Here is a 26,221-nt window from a genome sequence, read left to right as displayed (position 1 = left end):
CCGGCTGGGCGACCGGCTGGACCTGTGGGCCGCCCTGCTGTGCAGGTGAACGGGCGAACGTAGGGCGGTACGGCCGTACGGGCCGGGTGAGCCGTCAGACGCGGTCGATGTGCACGTTCGTGGACTTCACCCGGGCGGTGGCCTCCATGCCGACCTCCAGGCCGAGTTCCTCGACCGCCTCCCGGGTCAGGAGGGAGACCAGCCGGTGCGGGCCGGCCTGGATCTCGACCTGGGCGGCGACGTCGCCGAGTTTGATCGCGGTGACGATGCCGGGGAAGGCGTTGCGGACCGAGGTGTAGGAGGCGTCCTCCTCGGCGGTGCCGGCCTTGGCCAGTTCGACGGAGAACGCCGCGAGGTCCGTGCCGTCGATGAGCCGCCGGCCGCCCTCGTCCCGGTGGGTGGCCATCCGGCCCGCGTCGGCCCAGCGGCGGGCGGTGTCCGGGCTGACGCCGAGCAGCCGTGCCGCCTGGCCGATCGTGTAGGAGGGCATGCGCTCACCATAGGGCGGGTGGCGGGGTGCGCGGACGTGGGGTCGCCGGTCAGGTGAGGCCGGACGCCTCGAGAACCGCGCGTGCGTTCGTGTCGTCGATCTCGTGGCCGAGCCGTGCCAGCACCTCGGTGCCCCGGCGCAGGGTGCCGCGTTCCAGGGAGCGGCGGACGCCGGTGTCCAGTTCGTGCCAGAGCAGGGGGTTGGCGTGCAGGACACCCGGGTCGAGCTCCAGCCGGTTGCCCCGGGTGTCGCGCAGGACCAGATGCGCGGCGACGTCCCCGTACTGGCCGACGTACACGAGGGAGTCGGTGCGGACGGTACGGCGGCGGAGCGGGCCATGGACGGCCAGCCAGCCGGGGCCCGCCGTGACGCGGGCCGGCAGCAGCATGAGGAGGATCGCGGCCGACAGGAGCACCCAGAGCAGGGCGCGGGCCGGGGTGAGCGTGCCGGCGTCCCAGTCCACCGCGAACGTCAGCCCCGCGAAGCCGAGGGCAGAGCCGACGGCCAGACGCGCGCTGCCGCGCCAGGTTCGGTCACCGGCCGCCCGGCCCCCGGGTCTTCTGTCCTCCATGAGGCCGACGGTAGGGGGTCGGTGGCCGCGGGGGAGCGACCGCTGACAGGGTTCTTATGCGGACCGTGCGGTTCTTGACGGGATTCTTACGGCCTGTGCCCCTGTGCCCCGTGCCCGTGCCCCGTGTGCCCCCGTGTCCGGCCTGCGGCCCTCAGCCCGTGTGGACGCGCGGCCGCCGGGCGCGGTCCGGCTCCGCCTCGCGCAGCACCTCGCGGGTGACCGGGGCGACCTCGCCCTGGCCGAAGAGGAAGAAGCGCAGGAAGTTGGCGAACGGGCTGCCCTCGGTCCACTCGAAGTAGATGTGCGGGATGCAGCCGGTCTCGTCCCGGACGTGCAGCAACAGCGCGGCCAGGGCGTTGGGGATGGAGGCCGACTCCAGGGTCAGCACGCGGTAGCGGTTGTGCAGGACCTCGCCGCGGACGGTCAGGCCCGCCTCGAACTCGGAGGGGTCGGTGACCGTCACCTCGACGAAGACGAAATCCTCCTGCTCGGGCATCTCGTTGTCGGCCCGGATCTGCTCGATCTTGTCGCGGTACTCGGCCTTGTCGCGCCGGTCCGGCTCGTTGGCGATGAACCGCATCTTGCGGCTGGCCATATCGCGGATGAATCGTTCCGCCATGTCGTCGAGGGCCACACTCGTCACGCGCAGCTCGAAGGCGCGGGCGAGGCGGGAGAGCAGCGAGACCAGGATGATGCCGACGATGAAGCAGGCACCGATCTTCACACCGTCGGGCCGCTCGATGACGTTCACGACGGTCGTGTAGAGGAAGACCGCCGAGATGACCCCGAACCCGATCGTCCACTTGCGCTGCCCGGCCTTGTGGGCGGCGATGGTCACCGCGACCGCCGCGGAGCTGATCAGCACCAGCACACCGGTGGCGTAGGCGCCGCCCTGCGCGTCGACGGAGGCGTCGAAGATCCAGGTGACCAGGAAGGCGATCAGGGTGAAGACGATGACCATCGGGCGGACGGCGCGGGCCCAGTGCGGGGCCATGCCGTAGCGGGGCAGGTAGCGGGGCATGAGGTTGAGCAGGCCGGCCATCGCGGAGGCGCCGGCGAACCACAGGATGGCGATGGTCGAGACGTCGTAGACCGTGCCGAAGGCGTTGCCGAGGTACTCGTGCGCCAGGTAGGCGAGGGCGCGGCCGTTGGCGTCGCCGCCGGGCTTGAACTCGTTCTCCGGGATCAGCAGCGTGGTGATGAAGCTGGTCGCGATCAGGAAGCAGCTCATGATCAGGGCGGCCGTGGTGAGGAGCTTCTTGGTGTCCCGGATCCGCCCGGTGGGTTGCTGCTCGGTGTCGCCCGGCTCGCCCTTGACGTGCGGCATGACGGCGACGCCGGTCTCGAAGCCGGACAAACCCAGGGCGAGTTTCGGGAAGATGATCAGGGCGACGCCGATCATGACGAATACGTTGCCGTGTTCCGCTGTGAGGCCGCTGGTCCAGTCGGTGACGACGTGCTCGGCGGTGATGACGTGGTAGAAGCCGACGATCACGACGACGACGTTCAGCGCGAGGTAGATGCCGACCAGGGCGACCGCGACGCCGATCGCCTCCAGGAAGCCCTTGAGGAAGACCGCGCCCAGCAGAGCCACCAGGAACAGCGTGATGATCATCTGCTTGCCGTGCAGGAAGTCGGTCAGGTGCGGGTTCTCCACCAGGTGGGTGGAGGCATCCGCGGCCGACAGGGTGATGGTGATCAGGAAGTCGGTGGCGGCGAAGCCGAGCAGGGTCAGCACGAAGAGCTTGCCCTGCCAGAAGGAGAGCAGCCGCTCCAGCATGGCGATGGAGCCCTCGCCGTGCGGGCTCTCCTCGGCGACGCGGCGGTAGACCGGCAGGGCGCCGGCCAGGGTGACGATGACGAGCACGATGGTCGCGATCGGCGACAGCAGACCGGCCGCCAGGGCGGCGATGCCGGGCTGGTAGCCGAGGGTGGAGAAGTAGTCGACACCGGTCAGGCACATCACCCGCCACCAGCGCTGGCCCTGGTGCGCGGGTTCGGGCTGCGCGTGGGGACCGGTGTGCCCGCCGCCCTTGCCCATGTCGGACAGCCCCTCCAGCATCCAGGCGCGCAGGCGACTGGGAGGGGGGTGTTCGGTCGTGGCCATGGGGTCGGCTCCTGGTGTCCGGCGCGGTGTGGTGGGGCGCAGTTCGATTCCGGCCATCACGCGGACGGCGGCACCAGCGTAAGCAGAGAGTGACGCGTGGGCCCACGGATCGGAGGGCGCTGGGCGTCAAGCTTGCGTTAAGAATGCCCTGACAGGCGATGGTCGGCCATCAGGAAAGGGTGGCTCGGAGGCCGCGGAGGGACGTTGGGCTGTACGGGGGACGGCGGGTGGGCGCCGGGTTCCGGACACCGAGCGTTATCCCGTACGCCGGCTTGCGGGCGCGGGACCGGGGACACGGAGGAGCACTTCACTCGGCGAGTGAGCGCGTCGGAGCCGATGCCCGACCGGAGGAGGGCGGCTGCGGGGCCTCGTGACGCGCCCGGCAAGGGTGCGTCACGATGATCACCATGACCGACGGAATCGCATGGCTTGCCGCTCCCCAGTCGATCGCCTTCGGCGGCTACAGCGTCGTGCTCGCCCGGGGGCTGGACGCCGAGGAGCTGGTATCGCGGCTGACCGCCACGGTGTTCGGGCCGAGACGCACGGCGCGTGGTCTGGGCCGCCTCACCGGCAAGGACCTGATCGATGTCGTGGAGGGCGGTCCCTGGGAGCCCCATCCCCCGATAGGTCTGCGTTACGGGGAGACCGGCGAATGGGCCTTCGTGGTCAAGTACGGCGGCTGGCAGGCGGAGTTCGGCCCGGAGCCGCCTGTGTCCCGGGGTGGTGCACACGTCTTCCAGCTGGAATTCGAAGAGGAGAACGGCAAGCCGGTACCGCCTCAGTTCTCCTACCTCCATGACGAGCGTCTCGTGTGTGCCTTCAATCTCCACCTGGACGGTTCATGGGGATACGACGGCGTGAGTGGTGACCGTGAGGTGGCGGTACACGTCGAGGAGATGCTGGCTGCCGCCGGGCTGCCGGACCCCGACGTGCCTCGCCGTGAAGTGCACCGCACCGCATTGGAGATCATCGAACGGCATTTCGGGCTCTCGCTGCCACGCAGGCAGGTCCTGGAGGCCGCGCTTCCCGCCGTGATCCTGGAGATCGCGTCGCCGGCGAATCCCCCCGCCTGAAGCGGTTGGTCGCATCGAGCTGGTCACCTCGCTGAACGTGCCTGCTCGGCCCGGAGCCGAACCCGCCTGAAGGGGCGTCAGGAGCGCATCAAGACCGATCGTTCATGGCCGGACGCGGTCGCAGGCTGACCGGTACGGGGGCGGGCGACCGTCCGTGGCGGGTACCTGGGAGGGGACCGTGACCATCACGGCCGGCACAGCGCACAGACCTCCGGCGGAGGCTGTCGAGGAGCCACGGCCGGTCACGGTGGCAGCGCCGCCGCCCGTACCCGCCCCGGGGCCGCGCGAGGCGCGCCCGGGGGAGCGGACCGTGGCCGCGCGGGCCGCTCCGCGTCGCCGTCTCCGCTCGACCGTACCGGCCCGGCTGCGTCTCCTGCGCGCGGCCACGGTCCTGCTCGCCGTCACCCTGGGGATGCGTGGGCTGGGCGGCGGGCACGCCGAACGCGCACTTCGGCGCGTGGACGGCCGCTCTGGACCAGGTGACGGGCATCAACCGCGCCGCCTCGACGAGTCGGTGGGCGCGGGCGTGGCGAGCTGACCGGCCACCTGTCATGGGCCTGCGGGATGGTGCTGCTCGCCATGGCGCTGACCGGGCTGGGGCTCAGGCGCCGGCCCCGGTCGGCGGAGTTCCGCTGAGAAGCCGGGAAACGGCTCCTGCCGCGGCGCGCTACGCGTCCGCCAGCCTCGCCTCCTCCAGGTCCAGCGACCGCTGGAGCCGCCTTCGTGTCGTGTCGCTGATCGTGTGCTCGTCGTACAGCCGCCGCAGCTCCGCCGCCTCCACCGCTATCAGGTCGCGGCGCAGCTGGCGGTAGACCAGGTCGGCCGACTCTGCCGTGCTGTCGGCGAGGCGGTCGCGGGCGTCGTCGAGGCGCGCGTGGAGGCCGCGCCGGAGCCGGTCGAGGACCACGTCCGGTACGGCCTCCAGCTCGGACAGCTCCTCCAGGCGCCGGATGCCCGCGTCGGCCAGCCGGCAGCGGGCGGCGGCCTCCTCGCGCTCGGTGTGGTCCGGTTCCAGGGCGATGCCGGACCGGCGCACCACCGAGGCCAGGGAGAAGCCCTGTACGACCAGGGTGACGACCACGACCGACGTGGTGAGGACCAGCACCAGCGGGCGCTCGGTCAGCGCCGAGCCGTCCTTCGCCGTCACCGGGATCGACAGCGCGGCTGCGAGTGGCACCACACCCCGGGTGCCGGCCCAGGTCAGCACCACCGGCACCCGCCAGTTCGGCCGCTGTATGCCGCCCTTGCGCTGCACCACCGCCGACAGCGGCGCCAGCCACAGCAGCCGTACCGCGATCAGGGTGCCGGCCACCGCCAGCGCGTACAGCGGCCAGGCCCGGTCGCCGTCGGACAGGGCCCGTACCTGGGCGGGCAGCGCGAGCCCTATCAGGCTGAAGACCACGCTCTCCAGCAGGAAGACCACCGTGCCGTAGACGGCGTGCAGCTGGAGCCTTATCCGGGCGTTGGTGAGCCGGTCGCCGCGACCGCCCAGGACCACGCCCGCCACGACCACCGACGTGACCCCGGAGGTGTGGGCCGCCTCCGCGAGGACGTACGCCGCGTACGGCGTGACCAGGGAGATCACCGTCTCCAGGACCGGGTCCTCGGTGCGTCGCCTGATCACCGTGACGACCGCGGCGACCAGCGCTCCGATCAGCGTGCCGCCGCCCGCGAGCAGCAGGAACTCGCCGCCCGCCGCCCCCCAGTCCGCTGCCGCCGAGGCCACCGCGACGCTCACCGCGACCCGGTAGAGGACCAGGGAGGTCGCGTCGTTGAAGAGGCTCTCGGCCTGGACCAGCATCTGCACTCTGGGCGGCAGGGCGAGCCGGCGGCCGAGCGCCGTCACCGCGACCGGGTCGGTGCTGGCCAGGATCGCGCCGAGCACCAGCGCCATCTGCCAGGACAGCGGGGTGACCAGGGAGGCGACCGCGCCGACGGCCGCGGCGGAGGCCAGTACCAGGCCGACCGCGAGCACGCTCACCGGCTTCCACACCACGCGCAGCTCGCGCCAGGAGAGTTCCTCCGCGCTGGCGTAGAGCAGCGGCGGGAGGACGACGAGGCCGATGCCCTCCGGGCTGACCCGGATCGTCGGGGTGCCCGGCAGCAGGGCCACGGCGAGGCCCGCGACGACGAGCAGGGAGGGGGCGGGAATCCGCCACCGGCGGGCGAAGGTCGCCACCACCGTGGCCAGTACCACGAGTGCGAGAACCGTACCCACGCCGCGCATGCCGTCCCCCTGGGGCCCATCGGAAGCCACGGTGACTCCCGGCCGACCAGACTTCCCGGCACACCGCCTTCACCCTATCCGGCCAGGGGCCGTCAAGACAGTGTCAACGTCCTCGTCAGCGCCGGAGACGCGTCAAGAGGCCGGACCCGGGGCCCGCGGCGCGCTTTCTTCGAGGTGATGAACGACGTACCGCGCGGACGACTGAAGGTCTACCTCGGGGCCGCCCCAGGGGTCGGCAAGACCTACCGGGGTCGCCGACCGGGTCGACGAGGCCCTCCAGTCCTACCGCGCCGAGCACGCCATCGGCGGGGTGTGGGAGACCCGCGAGCGGGTGGTGGTCGCGCTGACCGGCGGCCCGGAGGGCGACACCCTGGTACGACGGGCCGCACGCATCGTCGACCTCCCCCGCTCTCGGCTTCGCTCGAGCGGGGGACCCCCATGGCGCTTCGAGCCCTTCCAGCGGCTCGGCGACACCGACAACACCACCGGCCTCGGCCTCGGACTCGCCCTCGCCCGCGGGCTCACCGAGGCGATGGACGGCACCCTGACCCCCGAGGACACCCCGGGCGGCGGACTGACCATGGTCGTCTCGCTGCCCCTGGCCGACCGGGCCCGGCCCTTCCGCGCACCACAGGGCGTCGGAGGTGCCGCCGCGGGACCGACGGGCGCGGGCTGACCCGTGGGCCGGCGGTCGGCCCACCGTCCTGCGCCCGCTCCCGCTTCTTGACATGTTCTTGGCGGAGTTTTGAACGGCGGACGGCGGTCCGGCCGGAACCGGTGTCACGGCCGGTGCCGTTCAGGCTGATGTGACGTCAACTGTGCTCGTACCAGCGGCATCCGGAGAGAGAACCGGCCACATGGTGATCTGCGGCGACGACGGCCTCGCGCACCGGCTCGCCGTCGAACTGGACGCCGTGTGCGGCGAGGTCGTCACCGTCGTCCTGCCGTCCGCCGACGACGAGCACGGTGCCCGGGTCGCCGCCCTGCACCGCGACCCGGCGTCCGCCGTCCACCTGCACATCTCCGCCCGCCCGGACGAGGCCACCCTGCGCGCGGCCGGCGTGGCCCGGGCCGCCGCGCTCGCCCTGACCTACCGCGACGACCAGGTCAACGTCACCGCGGCCCTGCTCGCCCGCGCGGTCAACCCCTCCGTGCGGCTGGTCGTGCGGATGTTCAACCGGGAGCGCGGCAGCCACCTGGAACGGCTGCTCGACCGGGCGGCGGGCCTGTGCGACGCCCCCGCACCGGACACCTCCACCACCGTGCTGTCCGATGCCGACACCGCCGTACCGGAACTGGTCGCGGCGGCCGCCCTGGGGCACGGGCACACCCTCCAGGTCGAGGGCAAGGTCTTCCGCGGTGTCGTACGGCCCGCGGGCACCCCGACGCACGCCACCGACCTCGCCACCCTCGCCGTGCTCTCCGGCGCGCACGAGGACGACCCGGCCAGCCAGGACAGCGCCGAGACGGCCGGCGAGGACGGCACCCTGCTGCTGCCGGACGACCGGACGGCGTACCACCGGCAGTTCACGCACGGGCGGCTGACGCTGGAGGAGGTCGTCCACCTCGACACGGCCGAACCGGCCCGCCGCGCCTGGCGGTTCCGGCCGGTGCGCTGGCTGCGGGCCCGGTTCGCCCACCTGCCGTGGCGGGTCTTCCGCTCCCGGCAACTGGCGGCCGTCTACGGCTCGTTGGCCGCGGTGGTGGTCGCGCTGTCCACCGCCACCGCGCTCTTCGCGGACGAGCACCCCTGGTGGAAGAACTTCTACCTGCCCCTGCTGGACATCTTCACGATGGGGGATCCGGCGACCGAGGAGTCGCCCGCCCGCCGCATACTCCAGCTCCTCGCCGGCTTCGTCGGGCTGGCGGTGCTGCCGCTCGTGGTCGCCGCGACCATGAACGCGACCGAGGCGTTCCACACCGCTTCCGTGAACCATCCGCCCGACGACGACGTCAGCGGCCACATCGTCCTGGTCGGCCTCGGGATGGTCGGCACCCGGGTGCTGGACCGGCTGCGCAGCACCGGCCACCAGGTCGTGGCCATCGAGCGCGACCCGCGTGCGAGGGGGGTCGCGCTCGCCCGGGAACTCGGCGTCCCGCTGGTCCTGCAGGACGCCACCGCCCCCGGCGTCCTCGACCTCGCCCGGGTTCGCCAGTGCGGCTCCCTGCTCGTGCTCACCCGCGACGACGGACAGAACCTCGACATCGTCATGGCCGTCCGGGAGGCCAACCCCGCGGTACGGGTGGTCACACGGCTGTACGACGACGCCTTCGCCGCGACCGTCCAGCGCACGCTTCGGGCGTCCTACCCGGATGCGCTCACCCGGAGCAGAAGCGTTTCGGCGCTGGCCGCGCCGTCGTTCGCCGCCGCGATGATGGGGCGCCATGTGCTGGGGGTGATGCCTGTGGAGCGGGGGTCGCTGCTGTTCACCTGCGTGGACGTGGCCGGGCATCCGGAGCTGGAGGGACGCTCGGTGCACCAGGCGTTCCGGCGACGGGAGTGGCGGGTGCTGGCGGTGGGGCCGGTCGGTGGGGGCGCCCCGGGACAGCCCGCCTTCGACTGGCGGCCGGCGCAGGGGCGGGTGCTGGAGGCGGGGGACCGGGTGGTGATGGCCACGACGCGGCGGGGCCTCGACGTGCTGATGACGGGGGTGGGTGCCAATGGCGCTAATCCAGGCCCGACGCCTTGAAGACGCCCAACGCGCTCTCGCGCTCGACCTGTTCAGCGAGGCGGCTCAGGGCGATCGAGCCGCAGCGCAGGGTGCCGGCCTCGACGGCCTTGCGGGCGCCCGCGTCGACGCGCAGCCACAGGCCGGGGTTGTCGACGAGGACCCGGGGGTCGATCTCCAGCCGGTCGCCGAAGGCGTCGCGGAGCAGCAGGCGGGGGGAGATGCCGTCCAGGCGGCGGACCGAGACCAGGCGGTCGGTGCGGACCCTGCGGGTGCGCAGCAGCCGGCGTGAGGTGAGCCAGCCGTCACCGGCGCGGACCCTGGCGGGGCACAGGACGCCGAAGAGGAGCAGGGCGAGGGTGGTCCAGAGGGTGCCGCGCCACCAGGTGAACGTCCCTGATCCCCAGTCGACCAGGAGGAGCAGGGCGAGGAGGGTGCCTGCGCAACGGGCCGATGCGTAGACGTCTTTGGACCAGCGGTGGTCCTCGGAGTGCGGCATGGGGTGAAGGTAGGGAGTGGTGGGGCGCGGCGTCTGCAGGTGGGGCATGTCTTTGATGGGACTCTGACGGTTGTGGGTCCGCGCGGGCCGGTGGGGGTCGAGCGCGCAGTTCCCCGCGCCCCCGCGGTGCGCTGCGGTCACCCCCGTCAAGAAGTCATCAAAGTCGGACCCCCTCGCGCGAAGAACGCGCAATGGGTTGTCGCAGGTGGCCGGGACGGGACAGAAATTGGTCGCATCGCGCGCGGTACTCCGTGCGCGAGACGTATGTCCCGTTCGTTGAGGAGCACCCTCCCATGTCCGTAGTGACCGTCGAACCGGGGGCCGTGCCCGCCGGTGAGGAGCCGCCCGATTTACCGGGGAACGGCATCGCCTCACCGCGGTGACCTGCCTCGCCGCGCTGTCGCTGGACGCGATGGCGTCGGTGGCGTACGGGCCGGAGGCCATCGTGCTGGTGCTGGCGGCCGCCGGTGCGCACGGGCTCGGCTGCACGCTGCCCGTCACGCTCGCCATCGCGGCCCTGCTCGCGGTGCTCGTCGCCTCGTACCAGCAGGTCATCGCGGCCTTCCCGGACGGCGGCGGCTCCTACGCCGTGGCCCGGACCCACCTCGGGGTGCGGGCCAGCCTGGTCGCCGCCGCCTCCCTGGTGCTCGACTACGTGCTGAACGTCGCCGTCGCCGTCACCGCCGGGGTCGCCGCCCTCACCTCCGCCTTCCCGGCGCTGTACCCGCACCGGCCGGTGCTGTGCCTGGCCGTGCTGGTGCTGGTCACCGGGGTGAACCTGCGGGGGATCGTGGAGTCGGCGAAGGCGTTCATCGTGCCGACGGTGGTGTTCGTCGGGTCGATCTTCGTGCTGATCGTGGTGGGGCTCTTCCGGTCCTCGCCGGCCGGCACGGTCACCGCCGCCGGTCATGCCTCCGTGCTCGCCGACAACGCCTCCGGCGTGGGCGCCCTGCTCCTGCTGAAAGCCTTCGCCTCCGGCTGTGCCGCCCTCACCGGCGTCGAGGCGATCGCCAACGCCGTGCCCTCCTTCCGGGTGCCCCGCGTCAGGCGGGCCCAGCACGCCGAGGTGGCTCTGGGGGCGGTGCTGGGCGCGATGCTGATCGGGCTCTCGGTGCTGATCTCCCGGTTCCATCTGCAGCCGGTCGCGGGCGTGACCGTACTGGCCCAGCTCGCCGACGCCTCCCTGGGCCACAACGGGGGCTTCTACGTCGTCCAGTTCGCCACGATGATCCTGCTGGCGCTGTCCGCGAACACCAGCTTCGGCGGGCTGCCGGTGCTGCTGAAACTGCTCGCCCGGGACAACTACCTGCCGCACGTCTTCGCGCTGAAGGCCGACCGGCAGGTGCACCGGCACGGTGTGCTCGCCCTGGCCGTGGTCTCGGCCGCGCTGCTGGTGTTCTCCGGCGGCGACACCAACACGCTGGTGCCGATGTTCGCCATCGGGGTCTTCGTCGGCTTCACCGTCGCCCAGGTGGGATGGTGAAGCACTGGCTGCTGGAGCGGGGGACCGGCTGGCGGGGGAAGGCGCTGCTCAACGGGTTCGGGGCGGTCCTGACCGGCGTCGCGACCGTCGTGGTGACAGCGAGCAGGTTCACCGAGGGCGCCTGGCTGGTCGTGGTCGTGCTGCCACTGCTCGTCGCCGCCTTCGTCGCCGTGCACCGTGCCTACGGGCGGATCGGGGAGCGGCTCGGGCTCGCGCGGGTCCCGGAGCCGCCGCACCGGGAGCGGTCGGTCGTGATCGTGCCGGTGTCGTCGCTGTCCCGGCTCACCTCCCAGGCGCTGTCGGCGGCCGCCTCCCTGGGCGACGAGGTGCGGGCCGTCACCGTCTGCCACCCCGGCCCCGAGGACCGGGCCCAGCTGCACGCCCTGGAGCGTGCCTGGGCCGAGTGGGACCCCGGGGTGTCACTGGTCCGGCTGAGCTGCGAGCGGCGCACCCTGGGCCGTCCCATCGCCGCCTACGTCCGTGAGGTGACCGCGGCCGAGCCGGCCACCCGGGTGACCGTGCTGATCCCGGAGACCGAACCGGAGCGGCTGTGGCTGGGGGTCCCCCCGCGCGGAGCGTGGGGGAGGCTGCTCCAGAACCAGCGCGGTGCCGTCGTCGCCCTTGCCGTGCGCAAGGAGACCGACGCGGTGATCTGCCGGCTCCGGTTCCGCCTGTCCTGACCGGCCCGATGCGCCTGAGGTCGACGTTTCCCCAGTTCAGCAGGGTTTCCGCCGCCGAACGGCGGCCTCCGGTCGCGGGTCCGCCGGGGCCGCGTAAGAGTCCCGTCAAAGGCGTGAACACCGCCGTAAGGGACCCGTCAACGGCGGCTGAATCCGACTGGAAAGGCGCTTTCCTCTAACAGTCCAAGTCCGTCCCGAACCTCATCCAGGAGTTCACGATGGCCGATCTGGCCTTCGTCGTCACCGTGCTCGCGGGTTTCGCGCTGGTGGCCCTCGTCGCCAAGGGGGTGACCAAGCTGTGACCGTCGAGAACGTAGTCGGCCTGGTCGTGGCCGTCGCCCTGCTGGGCTATCTCGTCCTCGCCCTGATCTTCCCGGAGAGGTTCTGAGACACCCATGGGTCCCGTAACCGCCGCCGTGCTCCAGCTCGTCGCGCTCATAGGCGCGCTGGCGCTCTGCTATCTCCCCTTCGGCAACTACATGGCCAAGGTCTACACCTCCGACCAGCACTGGCGGGTCGAGAAGTGGATCTACAAGGGCATCGGCGCCAACCCCGACACCGAGATGCGCTGGCCCGCCTATCTGCGCGGGGTCCTCGCCTTCTCCGTGGTCGGCGTCCTCTTCCTCTACCTGCTGCAGCGGCTGCAGGGCATCCTGCCCGGCTCGCTCGGCTTCTCCTCGGTCAACCCGGCGCAGTCGTTCAACACGGCCGTGTCCTTCGTGACCAACACGAACTGGCAGTCGTACTACGGCGAGCAGACCATGGGCCACGTCGTGCAGACCGCCGGTCTGGCCGTGCAGAACTTCGTCTCCGCCGCCGTCGGCATCGCCGTCGCCGTGGCGCTGGTGCGCGGGTTCGCTCGCTCGCGCACCGGTGAGATCGGCAACTTCTGGGCCGACCTGGTGCGGGGCGTCATCCGCATCCTGGTGCCGTTCGCCGCTGTGGCGGCGGTCGTCCTGGTCGCCTGCGGTGCCATCCAGAACTTCTCCGGCATTCATGAAGTCGGCCAGTTCATGGGCGGTTCGCAGCAGTGGAACGGCGGAGCCGTGGCCTCACAGGAGGCCATCAAGGAGTTCGGCACCAACGGTGGGGGTTACTTCAACGCCAACTCCGCCCACCCGTTCGAGAACCCGACCCCGTTCACGAACCTCTTCGAGATCTTCCTGCTGCTGGTCATCCCGTTCTCGCTGACCCGCACCTTCGGTGTGATGGTCGGCTCGGTGAAGCAGGGTTACGCGATCCTCGCCACGATGTTCACCATCTGGCTGGGCTTCGTCGCCCTGATGATGTGGACCGAGTTCGCCCACCACGAGGGCGCGCTGCAGATCGCGGGCGGCGCGACGGAGGGCAAGGAGGTCCGCTTCGGGGTCGGCTCCTCGTCGATCTTCGCGGTGTCGACCACGCTCACCTCGACCGGCGCGGTGGACTCCTTCCACTCCTCCTTCACCGGCCTCGGCGGCGGCATCACCATGCTCAGCATGATGCTGGGCGAGATCGCGCCCGGCGGCACCGGCTCCGGCCTCTACGGCATCCTGATCATGGCGATCATCGCGGTGTTCATCGCCGGTCTGATGGTCGGCCGTACGCCCGAGTACCTGGGCAAGAAGATCGGCGCCCGCGAGATCAAGCTGTCGGCGATCTACATCCTGATCACCCCGGCGCTCGCGCTCGTCTTCACCGCGGCCTCCATGGCCCTGCCGACCCCGCCGCACTCCATGCTCAACCCGGGTGCGCACGGGTTCTCCGAGGTGCTGTACGCCTTCACCTCGGCGGCCAACAACAACGGCTCGGCCTTCGCCGGCCTGAACGCGAACACCGACTGGTACAACACCATGACCGGACTCGCGATGCTGCTGGGCCGCTTCCTGCCGATGGTGTTCGTGCTGGCGCTGGCCGGCTCGCTCGCCGAGCAGAAGCCCGTCCCGGCCACGGCCGGCACCCTGCGCACCGAGAAGCCGCTCTTCACCGGCCTGCTCGTCGGCGCGATCCTGATCATCACCGGTCTGACCTACTTCCCGGCCCTGGCGCTGGGGCCGCTGGCCGAGGGGCTGGCGTCGTGACCACCCGAACGGAAGCCCACGAGGACACCATGTCCACTCCCACCCTCGCGCCCCACCAGGACGCGCCCACCGGGCACAAGCCCGCCGAGGGCCGTGTCGGCGCGGGCCTGTTCGACCCCAAGCAGCTGATCAGGTCCCTCCCCGAGGCCTGCCGCAAGCTCGACCCGCGGGTGATGGTCAAGTCGCCCGTGATGTTCGTGGTGTGGGTCGGCTCGGTCCTGACCACCCTCTTCTCCTTCAAGGACCCGAGCGACTGGTTCGGCTGGACCATCAGCGCCTGGCTGTGGCTGACCGTCATCTTCGCCAACCTCGCGGAGGCCGTCGCCGAGGGCCGCGGCAAGGCCCAGGCCGACACCCTGCGCAAGGCGAAGACCGACACGGTGGCCCGGCGGCTGGTCGGCGACACCGAGGAGCAGGTGCCCGGCACCGAGCTGAGGATCGGTGACCTGGTGGTCTGCGAGGCCGGCGACATCATCCCCGGTGACGGCGATGTCGTCGAGGGCGTCGCCTCCGTCGACGAGTCGGCGATCACCGGTGAGTCGGCCCCGGTCATCCGGGAGTCCGGCGGCGACCGCAGCGCGGTGACCGGCGGTACGAAGGTGCTGTCCGACCGGATCGTCATCAAGATCACGACGAAGCCGGGCGAGACCTTCATCGACCGGATGATCAGCCTCGTCGAGGGTGCGGCCCGGCAGAAGACGCCGAACGAGATCGCGCTGAACATCCTGCTCGCCTCGCTGACCATCGTCTTCCTGCTGGCCGTCGCCACCCTGCCGCCGTTCGCGGACTACGCGGGCACCCACCTGACGATGGTCGTGCTGGTCGCCCTGCTGGTCTGCCTGATCCCGACCACGATCGGCGCGCTGCTCTCCGCGATCGGCATCGCGGGCATGGACCGTCTGGTGCAGCGCAATGTGCTCGCCATGTCCGGGCGTGCGGTCGAGGCCGCGGGTGACGTCTCCACGCTGCTGCTGGACAAGACCGGCACCATCACGCTCGGCAACCGTCAGGCGTCCGAGTTCGTGCCGGTCAGCGGGACGACGGAGGCCGAGGTGGCCGACGCGGCCCAGCTGTCGTCGCTGGCCGACGAGACCCCCGAGGGCCGCTCCATCGTCGTCCTGGCGAAGGAGAAGTACGGGCTGCGGGAGCGGCACCAGGGCGAGCTGGCGCACGCCGAGTGGATCGCCTTCACCGCCCAGACCCGCATGTCGGGTGTGGACGTGGACGGCCGGAAGATCCGCAAGGGCGCGGCCGGTTCGGTCATCGCCTGGGTCCGCGAGCAGGGCGGCACCGTCGCCGAGGACGCCGGCACCCTCGCCGACGCCATCTCCCAGGCGGGCGGCACCCCGCTGCTCGTCGCGGTCGAGGATGCCGAGGGCGCCCGGGTCCTGGGCGTCATCCACCTCAAGGACGTCGTCAAGGAGGGCATGCGCGAGCGGTTCGAGGAACTGCGCCGCATGGGCATCAAGACCGTCATGATCACGGGTGACAACCCGCTGACCGCCAAGGCGATCGCCGAGGAGGCGGGCGTCGACGACTTCCTCGCCGAGGCCACCCCCGAGGACAAGATGGCCCTCATCAAGCGGGAGCAGGCCGGCGGCAAGCTGGTCGCGATGACCGGTGACGGCACGAATGACGCGCCGGCGCTCGCGCAGGCCGACGTCGGCGTGGCGATGAACACCGGTACGTCGGCCGCCAAGGAGGCCGGCAACATGGTCGACCTCGATTCCAACCCGACCAAGCTCATCGAGATCGTCGAGATCGGCAAGCAGCTGCTGATCACGCGCGGTGCGCTGACCACGTTCTCCATCGCCAACGACGTCGCGAAGTACTTCGCGATCATCCCGGCCATGTTCGCCGTGGTCTACCCGGGCCTGGACAAGCTCAACATCATGCACCTGTCCTCGCCCAGCTCCGCGATCCTCTCAGCGGTCGTCTTCAACGCGCTGATCATCATCGCCCTGGTGCCGCTCTCCCTGAAGGGCGTCCAGTACCGGCCGGTGAGCGCGGACAGGATGCTCCGCCGCAACCTCGGGATCTACGGGCTCGGCGGGCTGATCGCGCCCTTCATCGGCATCAAGATCATCGACCTGCTCATCTCCCTCATCCCCGGAATCGGCTGATCGCCATGAACAACTCCATCACGAACACCGCCCGGTTGCTCTGGGCGGGCCTGCGGGCCCTCCTGGTGCTGACCCTGGTGACGGGTGTCATCTACCCGCTGGTGGTCACCGGCATCGCCCAGGCCGCGTTCCACGACAAGGCGAACGGCTCCGAGATCAAGTCGGACGGGAAGGTCGTCGGCTCGTCCCTGATCGGGCAGTCGTACAACCTGCCGCTGAAGACGGGCCAGCAGACCCCGGACGCGGACCTGCGGTGGTTCCAGGGTCGCCCGGCCAACGGCCTCGGCAGCAACAGCGTCAACACCCAGTACAAGTTGATCCTTTCGGGTGCGACCAACCTCGCCGCCGACAACAAGGTGCTGATCCAGCAGGTGAAGGACGCCAAGGCCGCCGTCGTCAAGGACAACTCGGTGCCCGGCTACACCGTCACGCCCGCCCAGGTGCCGGCCGACGCGGTCACCTCCTCGGGCTCCGGCCTGGACCCGGACATCTCCCCGGCCTACGCCGACCTCCAGGTCCACCGGGTCGCCGAGAAGAACGGCCTCTCCGTCACCCAGGTGGAGAAGCTGGTCAAGGACCACACCACGGGCCGCACGCTCGGCTTCATCGGTGAGCCCCGGGTGAACGTCCTCGAACTCAACATCGCGCTGAAGGAACTGACCAAGGGCAGTTGAGGGAACCGATGACCCGAGTGCTGGTCGTGGAAGACGACCCCCAGCTCGTACGGGCACTCGTGATCAACATGCAGGCACGCCAGTACGGAGTGGACGCGGCGCCCGACGGCGCCACGGCCCTCCGGCTGGCGGCCGCGCGTCAGCCGGACGTGGTGATGCTCGACCTCGGACTGCCCGACATGGACGGGGTCGACGTCATCAAGGCGCTGCGCGGCTGGACCCGCGTACCGATCCTGGTGCTGTCCGCGCGGCAGGCCTCCGACGAGAAGGTCGCCGCGCTGGACGCGGGCGCCGACGACTACATCACCAAGCCGTTCAGCATGGACGAACTCCTCGCCCGGCTGCGGGCCGCGGTCCGCCGCACCGAGGCCGGGCGTCGGCGCCACGGTCGCCCGGGACTCGGGACCCGACCTCGACGTGCACCTCATCACCCACGACGAGGCCGGCAAGGGGCGGCTCCCGCTGGGCCGTTCGGCACGGCTCGGCCGGTCCCGGCTCATCTGGGGCTGGCTGACCGGCGTCCTCGGGCCGGTGCTGCTCACCTGGGTGCTGACCTCCGCGGCACCGGAGGTGGGCCTCGCCAACGACATGCTGCTCTACCTCGCCCTGACGGTCGCCGCGGCCCTGCTCGGCGGCCTCCTCCCGGCGCTCACCTCGGCGGTGGTCGGCTCCTTGCTGCTCAACTGGTTCTTCACCCCGCCCGTCCACACTCTCACCATCGCCGACCCGAAGAACATCGTCGCCATCGCGATCTTCGTCGGGGCCGCGGTGTCGGTGGCCTCCGTGGTGGACCTGGCGGCCCGGCGCACCCAGCAGGCGACCCGGCTGCGCGCCGAGTCGGAGATCCTGTCCTTCCTCGCGGGCAGCGTGCTGCGCGGCGAGACCAGCCTGGAGGCGCTCCTGGAACGGGTGCGGGAGACCTTCTGCATGGAGTCGGTCGCGCTCCTGGAGCGGGCGGACGACGGGGCGCCGTGGACCTGCGCGGGCAGCGTCGGACCGCGGCCCTGCCAGTCACCGGAGCGGGCGGACGTCGACGTGCCGGTCGGCGACCACATGACCCTCGCCCTGTCCGGGCGGGTGCTGCCGGCCTCCGACCGTCGGGTGCTGGCCGCGTTCGCCGCGCAGGCGGCCGTCGTGCTCGACCGGCAGCGGCTCCAGCAGGAGGCGGACCAGGCGAAGGAGCTGGTGGAGGGCAACCGCATCCGTACGGCCCTGCTGGCCGCCGTCAGCCACGACCTGCGCACCCCGCTGGCCGGCATAAAGGCCTCGGTGTCCTCGCTGCGCTCGGACGACGTCGAGTGGTCCGAGCAGGACCGGGCGGAGCTCCTGGAGGCCATAGAGGCGGGCGCCGACCGCCTCGACCACCTCGTCGGCAACCTCCTCGACATGTCCCGCCTGCAGACCGGCACGGTCACCCCCATCGTCCGCGAGGCCGACCTGGACGAGGTGGTGCCGATGGCGCTCGGCGGCGTCCCGGAGGACAGCGTCGAGCTGGACATCCCGGAGACGCTGCCCATGGTCCACGTCGACAAGGGGCTCCTCGAGCGGGTCGTCGCCAACGTGGTCGAGAACGCCGTCAAGTACAGTCCCGCGGACACCCCCGTGCTGGTCAAGGCCAGTTCCATGGCCGACCGGGTGGAGGCGCGCGTCGTGGACCGCGGACCCGGCGTCCCCGACGAGGCCAAGGAGCGCATCTTCGAGCCGTTCCAGCGGTACGGCGACTCACCGCGCGGTGCGGGGGTGGGGCTGGGCCTCGCCGTGGCCCGGGGCTTCGCCGAGGCGACGGGCGGCACGCTGACCGCCGAGGACACCCCAGGCGGCGGCCTCACCATGGTGCTGAGCCTGCCGACCGCACCGGGTCGCAGACCGGGACGGCCGGACCTGCCGGCGGCTGTCACTTCATAGGGCTGCCGGTAGGGCTGCTACGACAACTGCCGTGAGTCCAGCGGCAGATGCCAGCTGTTGCGGCGGTGCGCGGAGGCCAGCGTCTCCTCCAGCGGGGACGGCGGCACGGCCAGGACCGGGCAGTGCGCGTGGGACAGGCAGTAGCGGGCCACCCGGCCCGAGAAGGCCCGGTGCCAGCCGCGTCGGCCCGCACCGACGACCAGTACGTCGTCCTCCCGGTCCGCCACCTCCACCAGGGACGGTCCCGGGGTGCCGCGCACCACGAGTCCGTTCACCGGGGTGCCGGGCCCGGCGTCGCCGAAGACCTCCTCCAGCACGTCGAGCAGCCGCTGCCGGGCCATCCGCTGCCACTCGTCGACCAGCAGCACCGAGGCCGGCGAGCGCCGCATGGCCAGCTCACCGCCCGGCGGCTCCCACACGAGCACCGGCCACAGCTCCGCATCCCGGCGCCGGGCCTCCGCGGCGGCCCGGGACAGGGCCCTGACGCTGCCCAGCGAACCGCTCACGCCGACCACGACCCGAACGGGCGCGCAGGCGTCGTAACCGGACATGACTCCACCGTTCTTCCGTAGGTGTCCCGGAGCGTTCCCGGGCCGGACGGGTACCCCGATCCGGTTCCATGACACTGCGTCGAACGGGTGACGCCCAGGGGCCGGGGCACATCCTGGCGCGCCTCTGACGGCTGCCGTGACGGCCGCCACCAGCAGTGACGGGTGCTACGTCAGCGCCCCGTCAACGTCGCCGCGATCACCGTCAGCGTCCCGTCATGAGGCATCGGAGAGGTGCCTGCAGCGGGCATAGCGTCATGGGCAAGCCCCGGCGGCCTCCCCGCCTCCGGGGCACCAGCTCCTTCCTGTGCCAGGAGGCATGCCATGCCAGAACTCTTGTGCGGTGACGACCCGGAGCCTTCCGATCGCTCCCCGGCCGGACCCCTGTTCGTACCGGTCCGGCCGGGACCCGCGGGATGCGCGGCCCGGCTCTTCCGCACCCCGCTCGGCGAGCGCACCGCCGTGGGTTTCACCTCGGCCCGCGGACTCGCCGCCACGCTCGGCTCCGACCAGGCCTGGATCCGGCTCGCCGAACCCGCGCTGCGCGCCCTGGCCGCACCGCTCGGCGTCACCACCGTGACGGTCGACCCGCAACTGTCGGCGCCGGCCCCCGCGCCGGTGGTGCCGCTCGCGCCCGCCGCCGTGTCCCTGCGGACCGTCCGAACCGCCTGAGCCGCGTGAACCGCCCGATTCGTCTGAGTCTGAGAGGGGAGCGGTCGATGACCGCCCTGCACGAACCCGTCGTCACCACCACGCCCGCCGATCTGTCGGTGTGGCCCGCCTCCACCACCGAGCCCCGGCCCGGCGGTCTCGCCGTCGGCGGGGTCCCGCTCGCCGAGGCCGCCGACCGCTTCGGCACCCCCGTCTACGTCCTCGACGAGAGCGAGGTCCGCGAGCGCTGCCGCACCTACCGGCACGCCTTCCCCGACGCCGAAGTCCTCTACGCCGCCAAGGCGTTCCTGTGCCGGGCGATGGTCCACTGGACCGAGGAGGAGGGGCTCGGCCTGGACGTCTGCTCGGCCGGCGAGCTGGAGCTGGCGGTCACCACCGGGTTCCCGCCGGAGCGGATCGTGCTGCACGGCAACGCCAAGTCGCCGCGCGACCTGGAGACCGCGCTGCGGCTGGGCGTCGGACGGATCGTCATCGACAGCCCCTCAGAGATCGCCCGGCTCGCCGCCGCCGTCGGACCCGACGGGCACCAGAGGGTCATGGTCCGGGTGGTGCCCGGGATCAGCGCGGGCGGCCACGAGAAGATCCGCACCGGCACCGACGACCAGAAGTTCGGCCTCTCCATCGCCGACGGCTACGCCCAGCACGCCATCGCCCGGATACTCGACCAGCCACAGCTCGAACTCACCGGCCTGCACTGCCACCTGGGCTCCCAGATCACCAGCGTCAAGCCGTACCTCGCCGCCGTCCGCCGCATGGTCGGGCTCATGGCCCGGCTGCACGAACAGCACGGACTGGTGCTGCCCGAGCTGGACCTGGGCGGCGGCCACGGCATCGCCTACCGGCCCGGCGAGGCGGCCCTCGACCTCACCGCCCTGGCCCGCAGGGTGCGCGCCGAACTGTCCGACGCGTGCGCGGCGGCCGGGCTGCCGGTGCCCCGCCTGATCATCGAGCCCGGGCGGGCGATCGTGGGCCCGGCCGGGATCGCCGTGTACCGCGTCCTCGCGGTCAAGAAGACCGGCGACCACACCTTCGTCGCCGTCGACGGCGGCATGAGCGACAACCCGCGGCCCGCCCTGTACGGCGTCCGGTACGCGCCCCGGCTCATCGGCCGGGCGAGCGCCGCGCCCACCGCCCCGGTCACCGTCGTCGGCCGGCACTGCGAGGCGGGCGACGTCCTGGCCGCCGACGTCGAACTCCCCTCCGACCTGCGCCCCGGCGACCTGCTCGCGGTCCCGGTGGCCGGCGCCTACCACCTCTCCATGGCCTCCGGCTACAACCTGGTCGGCCGCCCGCCGGTCACCGCCGTCCGCGACGGCCACGCCCGCCTGCTGGTCCGGCGCGAGTCCCTCGACGACATCCGCCGCCGGGACGTCGGGCTCTGACCGGGCCCTTCCCCGACCCACCTCCGGGCGAGCGGCGGCCCGGCCCCCGCCCGGAGGTGCTCCAAGTCCCCGCATGGAAACGGCACTCATGCCGGCCGGCCCGCCCGGGCCCGCCCACAGGCGCGCGAACCCTGCGCAGAGGACACTGTTGCCGACCCGTCCCACCGGTCGTGATGAGGTCCCGATGGCTGCGGGCCCGCACCGACGTCGTGGTCTGCATGCTGCCGTACCGGCTGAGGCTCTGACGGCCGCCTTGTCGGCCCTTTGAGCGGGCTCCTACAGTACGCCCCGTAATGTTCGCCGACCTCGCCGAAACTTTCGGTGCGCCCTGGGGAGCGGCTTCCCCGGCGTCCCGCTCTTCCACAGCCGGGACCTGGTGCACTGGCGACAGCTCGGCAACGTCCTCGACCGGCCGGGGCAGTTGAGCCTGCCCGCCGACACCCCGGCCTCGGGCGGTGTGTACGCCCCGACGGTCCGGCACCACGACGGGCTCTTCCACGTCGTCACCACCGACGTCAGCGGTGGGGGCAACCTCCTCGTCGCCGCCGAGCGGCCCGAGGGGCCCTGGTCCGACCCGGTGTGGATCGACGTCCCCGGCATCGACCCGGACCTCGCCTGGGACGAGAACGGCGACTGCTGGTGCGCCGTGGCGGGGGTCGCGGTGGCCAGGATCGACACCCGGACCGGGAAGGTGCTGGAGGGGCCGCTGCCGATGTGGTCCGGTACGGGACTGCGGGACCCGGAGGCGCCGCACCTCTACCGGGTCGGGGGGTGGTGGTACCTGCTGGTCGCCGAGGGTGGCACCGCCCTCGGGCACGGCGTGTCCGGGGCCCGCGCCCGCTCGCCGCGCGGGCCCTGGGAAGCGGCGCCCGGCAATCCGCTGGTCTCCCAACGGGGCACCAGGGAGCCGATCCAGAGCACCGGGCACGCCGACCTCGTCCAGGCTGCCGACGGCAGTTGGTGGGCGGTGCTGCTCGGCACCCGGCCGCGGGGCTGGTTCCCCGAGTTCCACGTGCAAGGCCGGGAGACCTTCCTGGCCCCGGTGGAGTGGGCGGACGGCCGGCCTCGCGTGGGGCGGGTACGGGAGCGGCACGAGGCTCCGGCAGCCCGGCACCCGGTCGAACAGCCGCCCGCACGGGACGATTCCACGGCGCCGGTCCTCGCACCGCACTGGATCTCCCCGCGCAGCCGGCCGGACGGGTCCTGGTCGCCGGGCGAACGGCCCGGCCGGCTCACGCTCACGGCCACCGGGGACAGCCTCGACCGCGCCGGGCACACCTTCGTCGACCGGCGTCGGCAGCACGCCGACTGCCGGGCTGCCGCCCTGCTCGAACCGGGCCCGGGGCGCGCGGGCCTGTCGGTCCGCATCGACGAGGCCCACCACTGCGACCTGGAGGTGAGCGGGGGAGTGGTGAGCGCGGTCGTCCGGATCGGGCCGGTGCGGCAGCGGGTCGCCGAACGCACGGTGCCGCCGGGGCCGTTGACCCTGGTGATCGAGATCCGTACGGCCCTGTTCCGCCGCCCACCGCCACCGCGCCCGGGGCGGACGGGGACGCGACCGGGGTCCGCCCCGCCGGGCCCGACGCCGTGACCCTTTCGATCGAAACGTCCGACGGTGTCGTCCGACTGGCCGAACTCGACGGCCGTCATCTCTCCACCGAGGTGGCGGGCGGGTTCACCGGCCGGGTCATCGGCAGGTACGTCGCCGAGGGGCGGGTCGCCTTCGGCTGGTTCGAATACATGCCGATGAGCTGATGCGCGACACCTTGACGCTCCTGATGCGCCTTTCTAGAGTCGCCGTTCTGAACGTTCGGTGAAAACCCCGAATGTTTCGAAAACGGCGACCCCAGAGCACCACCGAACCAGGACGGCGTCGGTCGTCCCGAACCCCAAGGAGCGCATCATGGGCGACCCGGCACTGTCCCGGCGCGGATTCCTGGCGGCCACCGCGGCCGCCGGACTGGGCATGACCGCCCTCAGCGGCTGCGGCTCGGGCGACGACGGGTCCTCGTCGTCGGGGAAGGTCACGGTCGAGTGGTGGAACATCTCCACCACCCAGCCGACCAAGAACGTCTGGGCGGGCCTGGCCAGGAAGTTCGAGGCTCAGAACCCGCACGTGAAGCTGAAGATCGTGCAGTTGGAGAACGACGCCTACAAATCCAAGATGACGGCGCTCATAGCCTCCGGCAAACTCCCGGACATCTTCCACACCTGGGGCGGCGGGGTCCTCAAGCAGCAGGTCGACGCCGGCCTCGTCGAGGATCTCACCGACGGCACCAAGCCCTGGGCGGACGGGATGCTGTCGGTCGCCAAGCAGCCGTACCTCATCGACCAGAAGCTGTACGGCATTCCGTTCGACATCGGCATGATCGGCTTCTGGTACAACAAGGCACACTTCAAGAAGGCGGGGATCGGCGAACCTCCCACCACGTGGAGCGGATTCCTCGACGCCGTCCGGAAGCTCAAGGCCGCCGGCATCACCCCGCTCGCCCTCGCGGGCAAGGAGAGCTGGACAGGTATGTACTACTGGGCGTACCTGGCGATGCGCACGGCCGGTCTCGACGCCCTCCAGAAGGCGGACGAGGACAAGGACTTCACCGGCACCGGGTTCGTCCAGGCCGGGCAGCACCTGAAGGACCTCGTCGATCTCCAGCCGTTCCAGAAGGGCTTCCTCGGCGCGGCCTACTCCGCGCCCACCGGCCAGGCGGCCGCCGTCGGGAACGGCAAGGCGGCCATGGAGCTGATGGGCCAGTGGGCCCCGGTGGTGGAGGCGGACGCGGGCAAGGGCCTCGGCTCGGACCTCGGCTTCTTCCCGTTCCCCGCGGTCGACGGCGGCAAGGGCGCCCTCACCGAGGTCTTCGGCGGTGGCGGCGGGCATGCCCTGCGCAAGGGTGCTCCGAAGGAAGCCGTCGACTTCCTGAAGTTCTTCGCCTCCGAGACCACCGACCTGGTGCTCGTCGAGAAGACCAACACCCTCCCCGTGGTCCCCGGCGCGGAGAAGGCGCTGAGCGACCCCAACACCAAGGCCGTACAGGCGCAGCTGAAGGCCGCTACCGGATTCCAGCTCTACCTCGACCAGGCGTACGCGCCCGCCGTCGGCCAGCAGATCAACGACAGCGTGGCCGGGCTGATCGCCGGCTCCAAGTCGCCGGAACAGGTCACACAGGCGATCACCAAGACCGCGAAGGAAGAGCAGTAGGCCGCCCGATGACCTCGACCTACCTGCCCGGCACCCGGTCGGGACCGGACGCCGCGCCCCGGCCGCGCCCGGCCGCGGGCCGGGCGCGCTCCCGGCGCCGGCTGCTGCACTGGCTCACCGCGATGGGCTTCCAGCTGCCCGCGCTGGTGCTGTTCGGCGTGCTCGTCCTGCTGCCGATCCTGTTCGCGCTGTACGCCTCGTTCTTCCGCTGGGGCGGCTTCGGCATGCCCTCCGACTACACCGGCACCGACAACTTCACCCGCCTCTTCCAGGACGATGTGTTCCTCGGCGACTTGTGGCGCTGCCTGGTCCTGGTCGTCCTGTCGCTGGCGCTGCAACTGCCGTTCGCGCTCGCCATGGCGGTCCTGCTCAACCAGCGGATCCGCGGCCGGGCCGTCTACCGGATGCTGTTCTTCGCGCCGTACGTGCTCTCCGAGGCGATCACCGGCGTGCTGTTCGGCATGATCTTCGCCCCCGACGACGGCCTCGCCGACCACCTCCTGAGCGACATCGGCCTCGGCGCGCTCGGCGGGAAGTGGTTCTCCGACCCCTCCACCGTCATGGCCACCCTCTTCCTGGTCATGACCTGGAAGTACTTCGGCTTCCACATGATGCTCTACCTGGCCGGACTCCAGTCCATCCCGGCCGAGTTGACGGAGGCCGCGACCGTCGACGGCGCCTCGCCCTGGCAGCGCTTCCGGCACGTCACCCTGCCGCTGCTCGCGCCCACCCTGCGGATCAGCGTCTTCCTGTCGGTGATCGGCTCCATCCAGCTCTTCGACCTGGTGTGGGTCATCACCGCGGGCGGCCCCGACCACCACTCGGAGACCATGGCCGTGACCATGTTCCAGTACGGCTTCAAGCGCTACCAGGTCGGCTACGCCAGCGCGATCAGCGTCGCCATGTTCGCCGTCAGCCTCGTCTTCGCCCTCGCCTACCAGCGGTTCGTGCTCCGCCGCGACCTGGAGGGCGCCACCACGAACATGAGGGGAGACGGCGCATGAGCGGCAGCCGCAGGACAGCCGTACGGAACCTGCCCCTGCACGTGATCCTCGTCGTGGTCGGTGCGGTGATGGTCGTACCCCTGCTGTACGCCCTGCTGTCCGGGTTCAAGACGACAAGTGAGCTGTCCCGCAACCCGGTCGGGCTGCCCGAGTCCTGGGTCACCTCCAACTACACCGGCATCCTCGGCTCCGGCGCGTTCTGGCGGCTCGTCGGCAACAGCACGCTGATCGCGATCGCCACCACCGTGCTCGTGGTCGCGGTGTCGGCGCTGGCCGCCTTCTCCTTCGCGCGGTTCGCGTTCCGCGGGCGGGAGGTCCTGTTCACCGTGTTCACGATGGGCCTGATGTTCCCGTTCGCGGTGGCCGCGCTGCCCCTCTTCCTGCTGCTGCGCTCGATGAACCTGCTGGACAACCCGCTCGGGGTGATCCTGCCGCAGGCCGCGTTCGGGCTGCCGATGACCATCATCATCCTGCGCGGCTTCTTCCGCGAGATCCCGGGGGAGCTGGAGGAGGCGGCCACCCTCGACGGCTGTGGGCCGTTCGGCTTCTTCTGGCGGATCCTGCTGCCCATGGCCCGGCCGGCGCTCGGCACGGTCTCCGTGCTCGCGGTCGTCACCAGCTGGAACAACTTCTTCCTGCCGCTGCTGGTCTTCACCGACTCCACCTGGTGGACCATCCCCATCGGCGTACAGCAGTTCCAGGGCCAGTACTCCGCCGACACCGCCCGGGTCTTCGCCTATCTGGTCCTCGCCATGGTCCCCGCCCTGGCCTTCTACTCGGTCGCCGAGCGCCAGCTCGTCGGCGGCCTCACCGCCGGCGCCACCAAGGGCTGAACGCCCCATCCACGGACAGGAG

General features: G+C 71.6%; 18 protein-coding genes and 5 pseudogenes. 17 read left to right on the top strand and 6 right to left on the bottom strand.

Annotation, left to right across the window (positions count from 1 at the left end; all coding sequences use genetic code 11):
* Positions 1 to 94: 94 nt before the first annotated feature.
* The 3 genes from ACFY6U_RS43540 to ACFY6U_RS43530 form a co-directional block, all read right to left on the bottom strand.
* A complete protein-coding gene (locus tag ACFY6U_RS43540; protein WP_351494654.1) occupies positions 95 to 490 on the bottom strand; it encodes a helix-turn-helix transcriptional regulator in 396 nt (131 codons plus the stop codon).
* 49 nt (positions 491 to 539) lie between these two features.
* Positions 540 to 1,061, bottom strand: coding sequence for a hypothetical protein (locus tag ACFY6U_RS43535; protein WP_390047450.1), 522 nt, complete (start codon positions 1,059 to 1,061; stop codon positions 540 to 542).
* Between the two features lie 151 nt (positions 1,062 to 1,212).
* The gene (locus tag ACFY6U_RS43530) at positions 1,213 to 3,168 is read right to left on the bottom strand and encodes an APC family permease (RefSeq protein ID WP_390047448.1); all 1,956 of its coding nucleotides are present in this window, start codon (positions 3,166 to 3,168) and stop codon (positions 1,213 to 1,215) included.
* Between the two features lie 407 nt (positions 3,169 to 3,575).
* On the opposite strand from ACFY6U_RS43530, the gene ACFY6U_RS43525 reads away from it, so the two are divergent.
* Positions 3,576 to 4,241: a hypothetical protein gene (locus tag ACFY6U_RS43525; RefSeq protein ID WP_390047446.1), complete on the top strand. Its 666-nt coding sequence runs from the start codon at positions 3,576 to 3,578 to the stop codon at positions 4,239 to 4,241.
* A gap of 178 nt (positions 4,242 to 4,419) precedes the next feature.
* Positions 4,420 to 4,779 (top strand): hypothetical protein, encoded by a 360-nt coding sequence (locus tag ACFY6U_RS43520; RefSeq protein WP_390047444.1) that lies wholly within the window; start codon positions 4,420 to 4,422, stop codon positions 4,777 to 4,779.
* A gap of 129 nt (positions 4,780 to 4,908) precedes the next feature.
* Here ACFY6U_RS43520 and ACFY6U_RS43515 read toward each other — a convergent pair whose 3' ends face one another.
* Positions 4,909 to 6,468, bottom strand: coding sequence for a Na+/H+ antiporter (locus ACFY6U_RS43515; protein WP_390047489.1), 1,560 nt, complete (start codon positions 6,466 to 6,468; stop codon positions 4,909 to 4,911).
* 250 nt (positions 6,469 to 6,718) lie between these two features.
* On the opposite strand from ACFY6U_RS43515, the pseudogene ACFY6U_RS43510 reads away from it, so the two are divergent.
* A pseudogene (locus ACFY6U_RS43510) lies at positions 6,719 to 7,144 on the top strand (ATP-binding protein); the annotation flags it as partial.
* Positions 7,145 to 7,325: 181 nt separating this feature from the next.
* Positions 7,326 to 9,158, top strand: coding sequence for a potassium channel family protein (locus tag ACFY6U_RS43505; RefSeq protein ID WP_390047443.1), 1,833 nt, complete (start codon positions 7,326 to 7,328; stop codon positions 9,156 to 9,158).
* Here ACFY6U_RS43505 and ACFY6U_RS43500 read toward each other — a convergent pair.
* Complete coding sequence (locus ACFY6U_RS43500) at positions 9,136 to 9,636, bottom strand: hypothetical protein (RefSeq protein ID WP_390047441.1); 501 nt, start codon at positions 9,634 to 9,636, stop codon at positions 9,136 to 9,138. The two genes, ACFY6U_RS43505 and ACFY6U_RS43500, sit on opposite strands and share 23 nt — an antisense overlap.
* A gap of 293 nt (positions 9,637 to 9,929) precedes the next feature.
* Here ACFY6U_RS43500 and ACFY6U_RS43495 point away from each other — a divergent pair.
* The 7 genes and pseudogenes from ACFY6U_RS43495 to ACFY6U_RS43465 form a co-directional block, all read left to right on the top strand.
* Positions 9,930 to 11,799, top strand: a pseudogene (locus ACFY6U_RS43495) (APC family permease).
* A gap of 298 nt (positions 11,800 to 12,097) precedes the next feature.
* On the top strand, positions 12,098 to 12,187 hold the full coding sequence (gene kdpF, locus ACFY6U_RS43490) for a K(+)-transporting ATPase subunit F (RefSeq protein ID WP_037770757.1): 90 nt from the start codon (positions 12,098 to 12,100) through the stop codon (positions 12,185 to 12,187).
* Between the two features lie 7 nt (positions 12,188 to 12,194).
* Positions 12,195 to 13,859 (top strand): potassium-transporting ATPase subunit KdpA, encoded by a 1,665-nt coding sequence (gene kdpA, locus ACFY6U_RS43485; protein WP_390047438.1) that lies wholly within the window; start codon positions 12,195 to 12,197, stop codon positions 13,857 to 13,859.
* Positions 13,860 to 13,888: 29 nt separating this feature from the next.
* The gene (gene kdpB / locus ACFY6U_RS43480) at positions 13,889 to 15,982 is read left to right on the top strand and encodes a potassium-transporting ATPase subunit KdpB (protein WP_390047487.1); all 2,094 of its coding nucleotides are present in this window, start codon (positions 13,889 to 13,891) and stop codon (positions 15,980 to 15,982) included.
* A gap of 5 nt (positions 15,983 to 15,987) precedes the next feature.
* Positions 15,988 to 16,656, top strand: coding sequence for a potassium-transporting ATPase subunit C (locus ACFY6U_RS43475; RefSeq protein WP_390047437.1), 669 nt, complete (start codon positions 15,988 to 15,990; stop codon positions 16,654 to 16,656).
* 8 nt (positions 16,657 to 16,664) lie between these two features.
* Positions 16,665 to 17,024, top strand: a pseudogene (locus tag ACFY6U_RS43470) (response regulator transcription factor); the annotation flags it as partial.
* Between the two features lies 1 nt (position 17,025).
* Positions 17,026 to 18,561 (top strand): annotated as a pseudogene (locus tag ACFY6U_RS43465) (DUF4118 domain-containing protein); the annotation flags it as partial.
* A gap of 17 nt (positions 18,562 to 18,578) precedes the next feature.
* Here ACFY6U_RS43465 and ACFY6U_RS43460 read toward each other — a convergent pair.
* Positions 18,579 to 19,112 (bottom strand): universal stress protein, encoded by a 534-nt coding sequence (locus tag ACFY6U_RS43460; RefSeq protein WP_390047435.1) that lies wholly within the window; start codon positions 19,110 to 19,112, stop codon positions 18,579 to 18,581.
* A 321-nt stretch (positions 19,113 to 19,433) separates the two neighbouring features.
* Between ACFY6U_RS43460 and ACFY6U_RS43455 the strand changes: the two genes are divergently transcribed.
* The 6 genes and pseudogenes from ACFY6U_RS43455 (at position 19,434) to ACFY6U_RS43430 (ending at position 26,199) form a co-directional block, all read left to right on the top strand.
* The gene (locus ACFY6U_RS43455) at positions 19,434 to 19,781 is read left to right on the top strand and encodes an SAV_915 family protein (RefSeq protein WP_390047433.1); all 348 of its coding nucleotides are present in this window, start codon (positions 19,434 to 19,436) and stop codon (positions 19,779 to 19,781) included.
* Between the two features lie 47 nt (positions 19,782 to 19,828).
* Positions 19,829 to 21,163 carry a diaminopimelate decarboxylase gene (lysA, locus tag ACFY6U_RS43450; RefSeq protein ID WP_390047432.1) on the top strand — a complete coding sequence of 445 codons (1,335 nt, stop codon included), beginning with the start codon at positions 19,829 to 19,831 and terminating at the stop codon, positions 21,161 to 21,163.
* Between the two features lie 322 nt (positions 21,164 to 21,485).
* Positions 21,486 to 22,918: pseudogene (locus ACFY6U_RS43445) on the top strand (family 43 glycosylhydrolase); the annotation flags it as partial.
* A gap of 148 nt (positions 22,919 to 23,066) precedes the next feature.
* A complete protein-coding gene (locus tag ACFY6U_RS43440; protein WP_390047430.1) occupies positions 23,067 to 24,362 on the top strand; it encodes an extracellular solute-binding protein in 1,296 nt (431 codons plus the stop codon).
* Positions 24,363 to 24,370: 8 nt separating this feature from the next.
* A complete protein-coding gene (locus ACFY6U_RS43435) occupies positions 24,371 to 25,366 on the top strand; it encodes a carbohydrate ABC transporter permease (protein WP_390047428.1) in 996 nt (331 codons plus the stop codon).
* The gene (locus ACFY6U_RS43430; protein ID WP_390047426.1) at positions 25,363 to 26,199 is read left to right on the top strand and encodes a carbohydrate ABC transporter permease; all 837 of its coding nucleotides are present in this window, start codon (positions 25,363 to 25,365) and stop codon (positions 26,197 to 26,199) included. The genes ACFY6U_RS43435 and ACFY6U_RS43430 overlap by 4 nt, the downstream gene beginning before the upstream one ends.
* Positions 26,200 to 26,221 lie beyond the last annotated feature (22 nt).

Source organism: Streptomyces sp. NPDC013157, from assembly GCF_042899865.1.
Taxonomy (GTDB): domain Bacteria; phylum Actinomycetota; class Actinomycetes; order Streptomycetales; family Streptomycetaceae; genus Streptomyces.
This window is presented reverse-complemented; position numbering and strand designations above follow the sequence as displayed.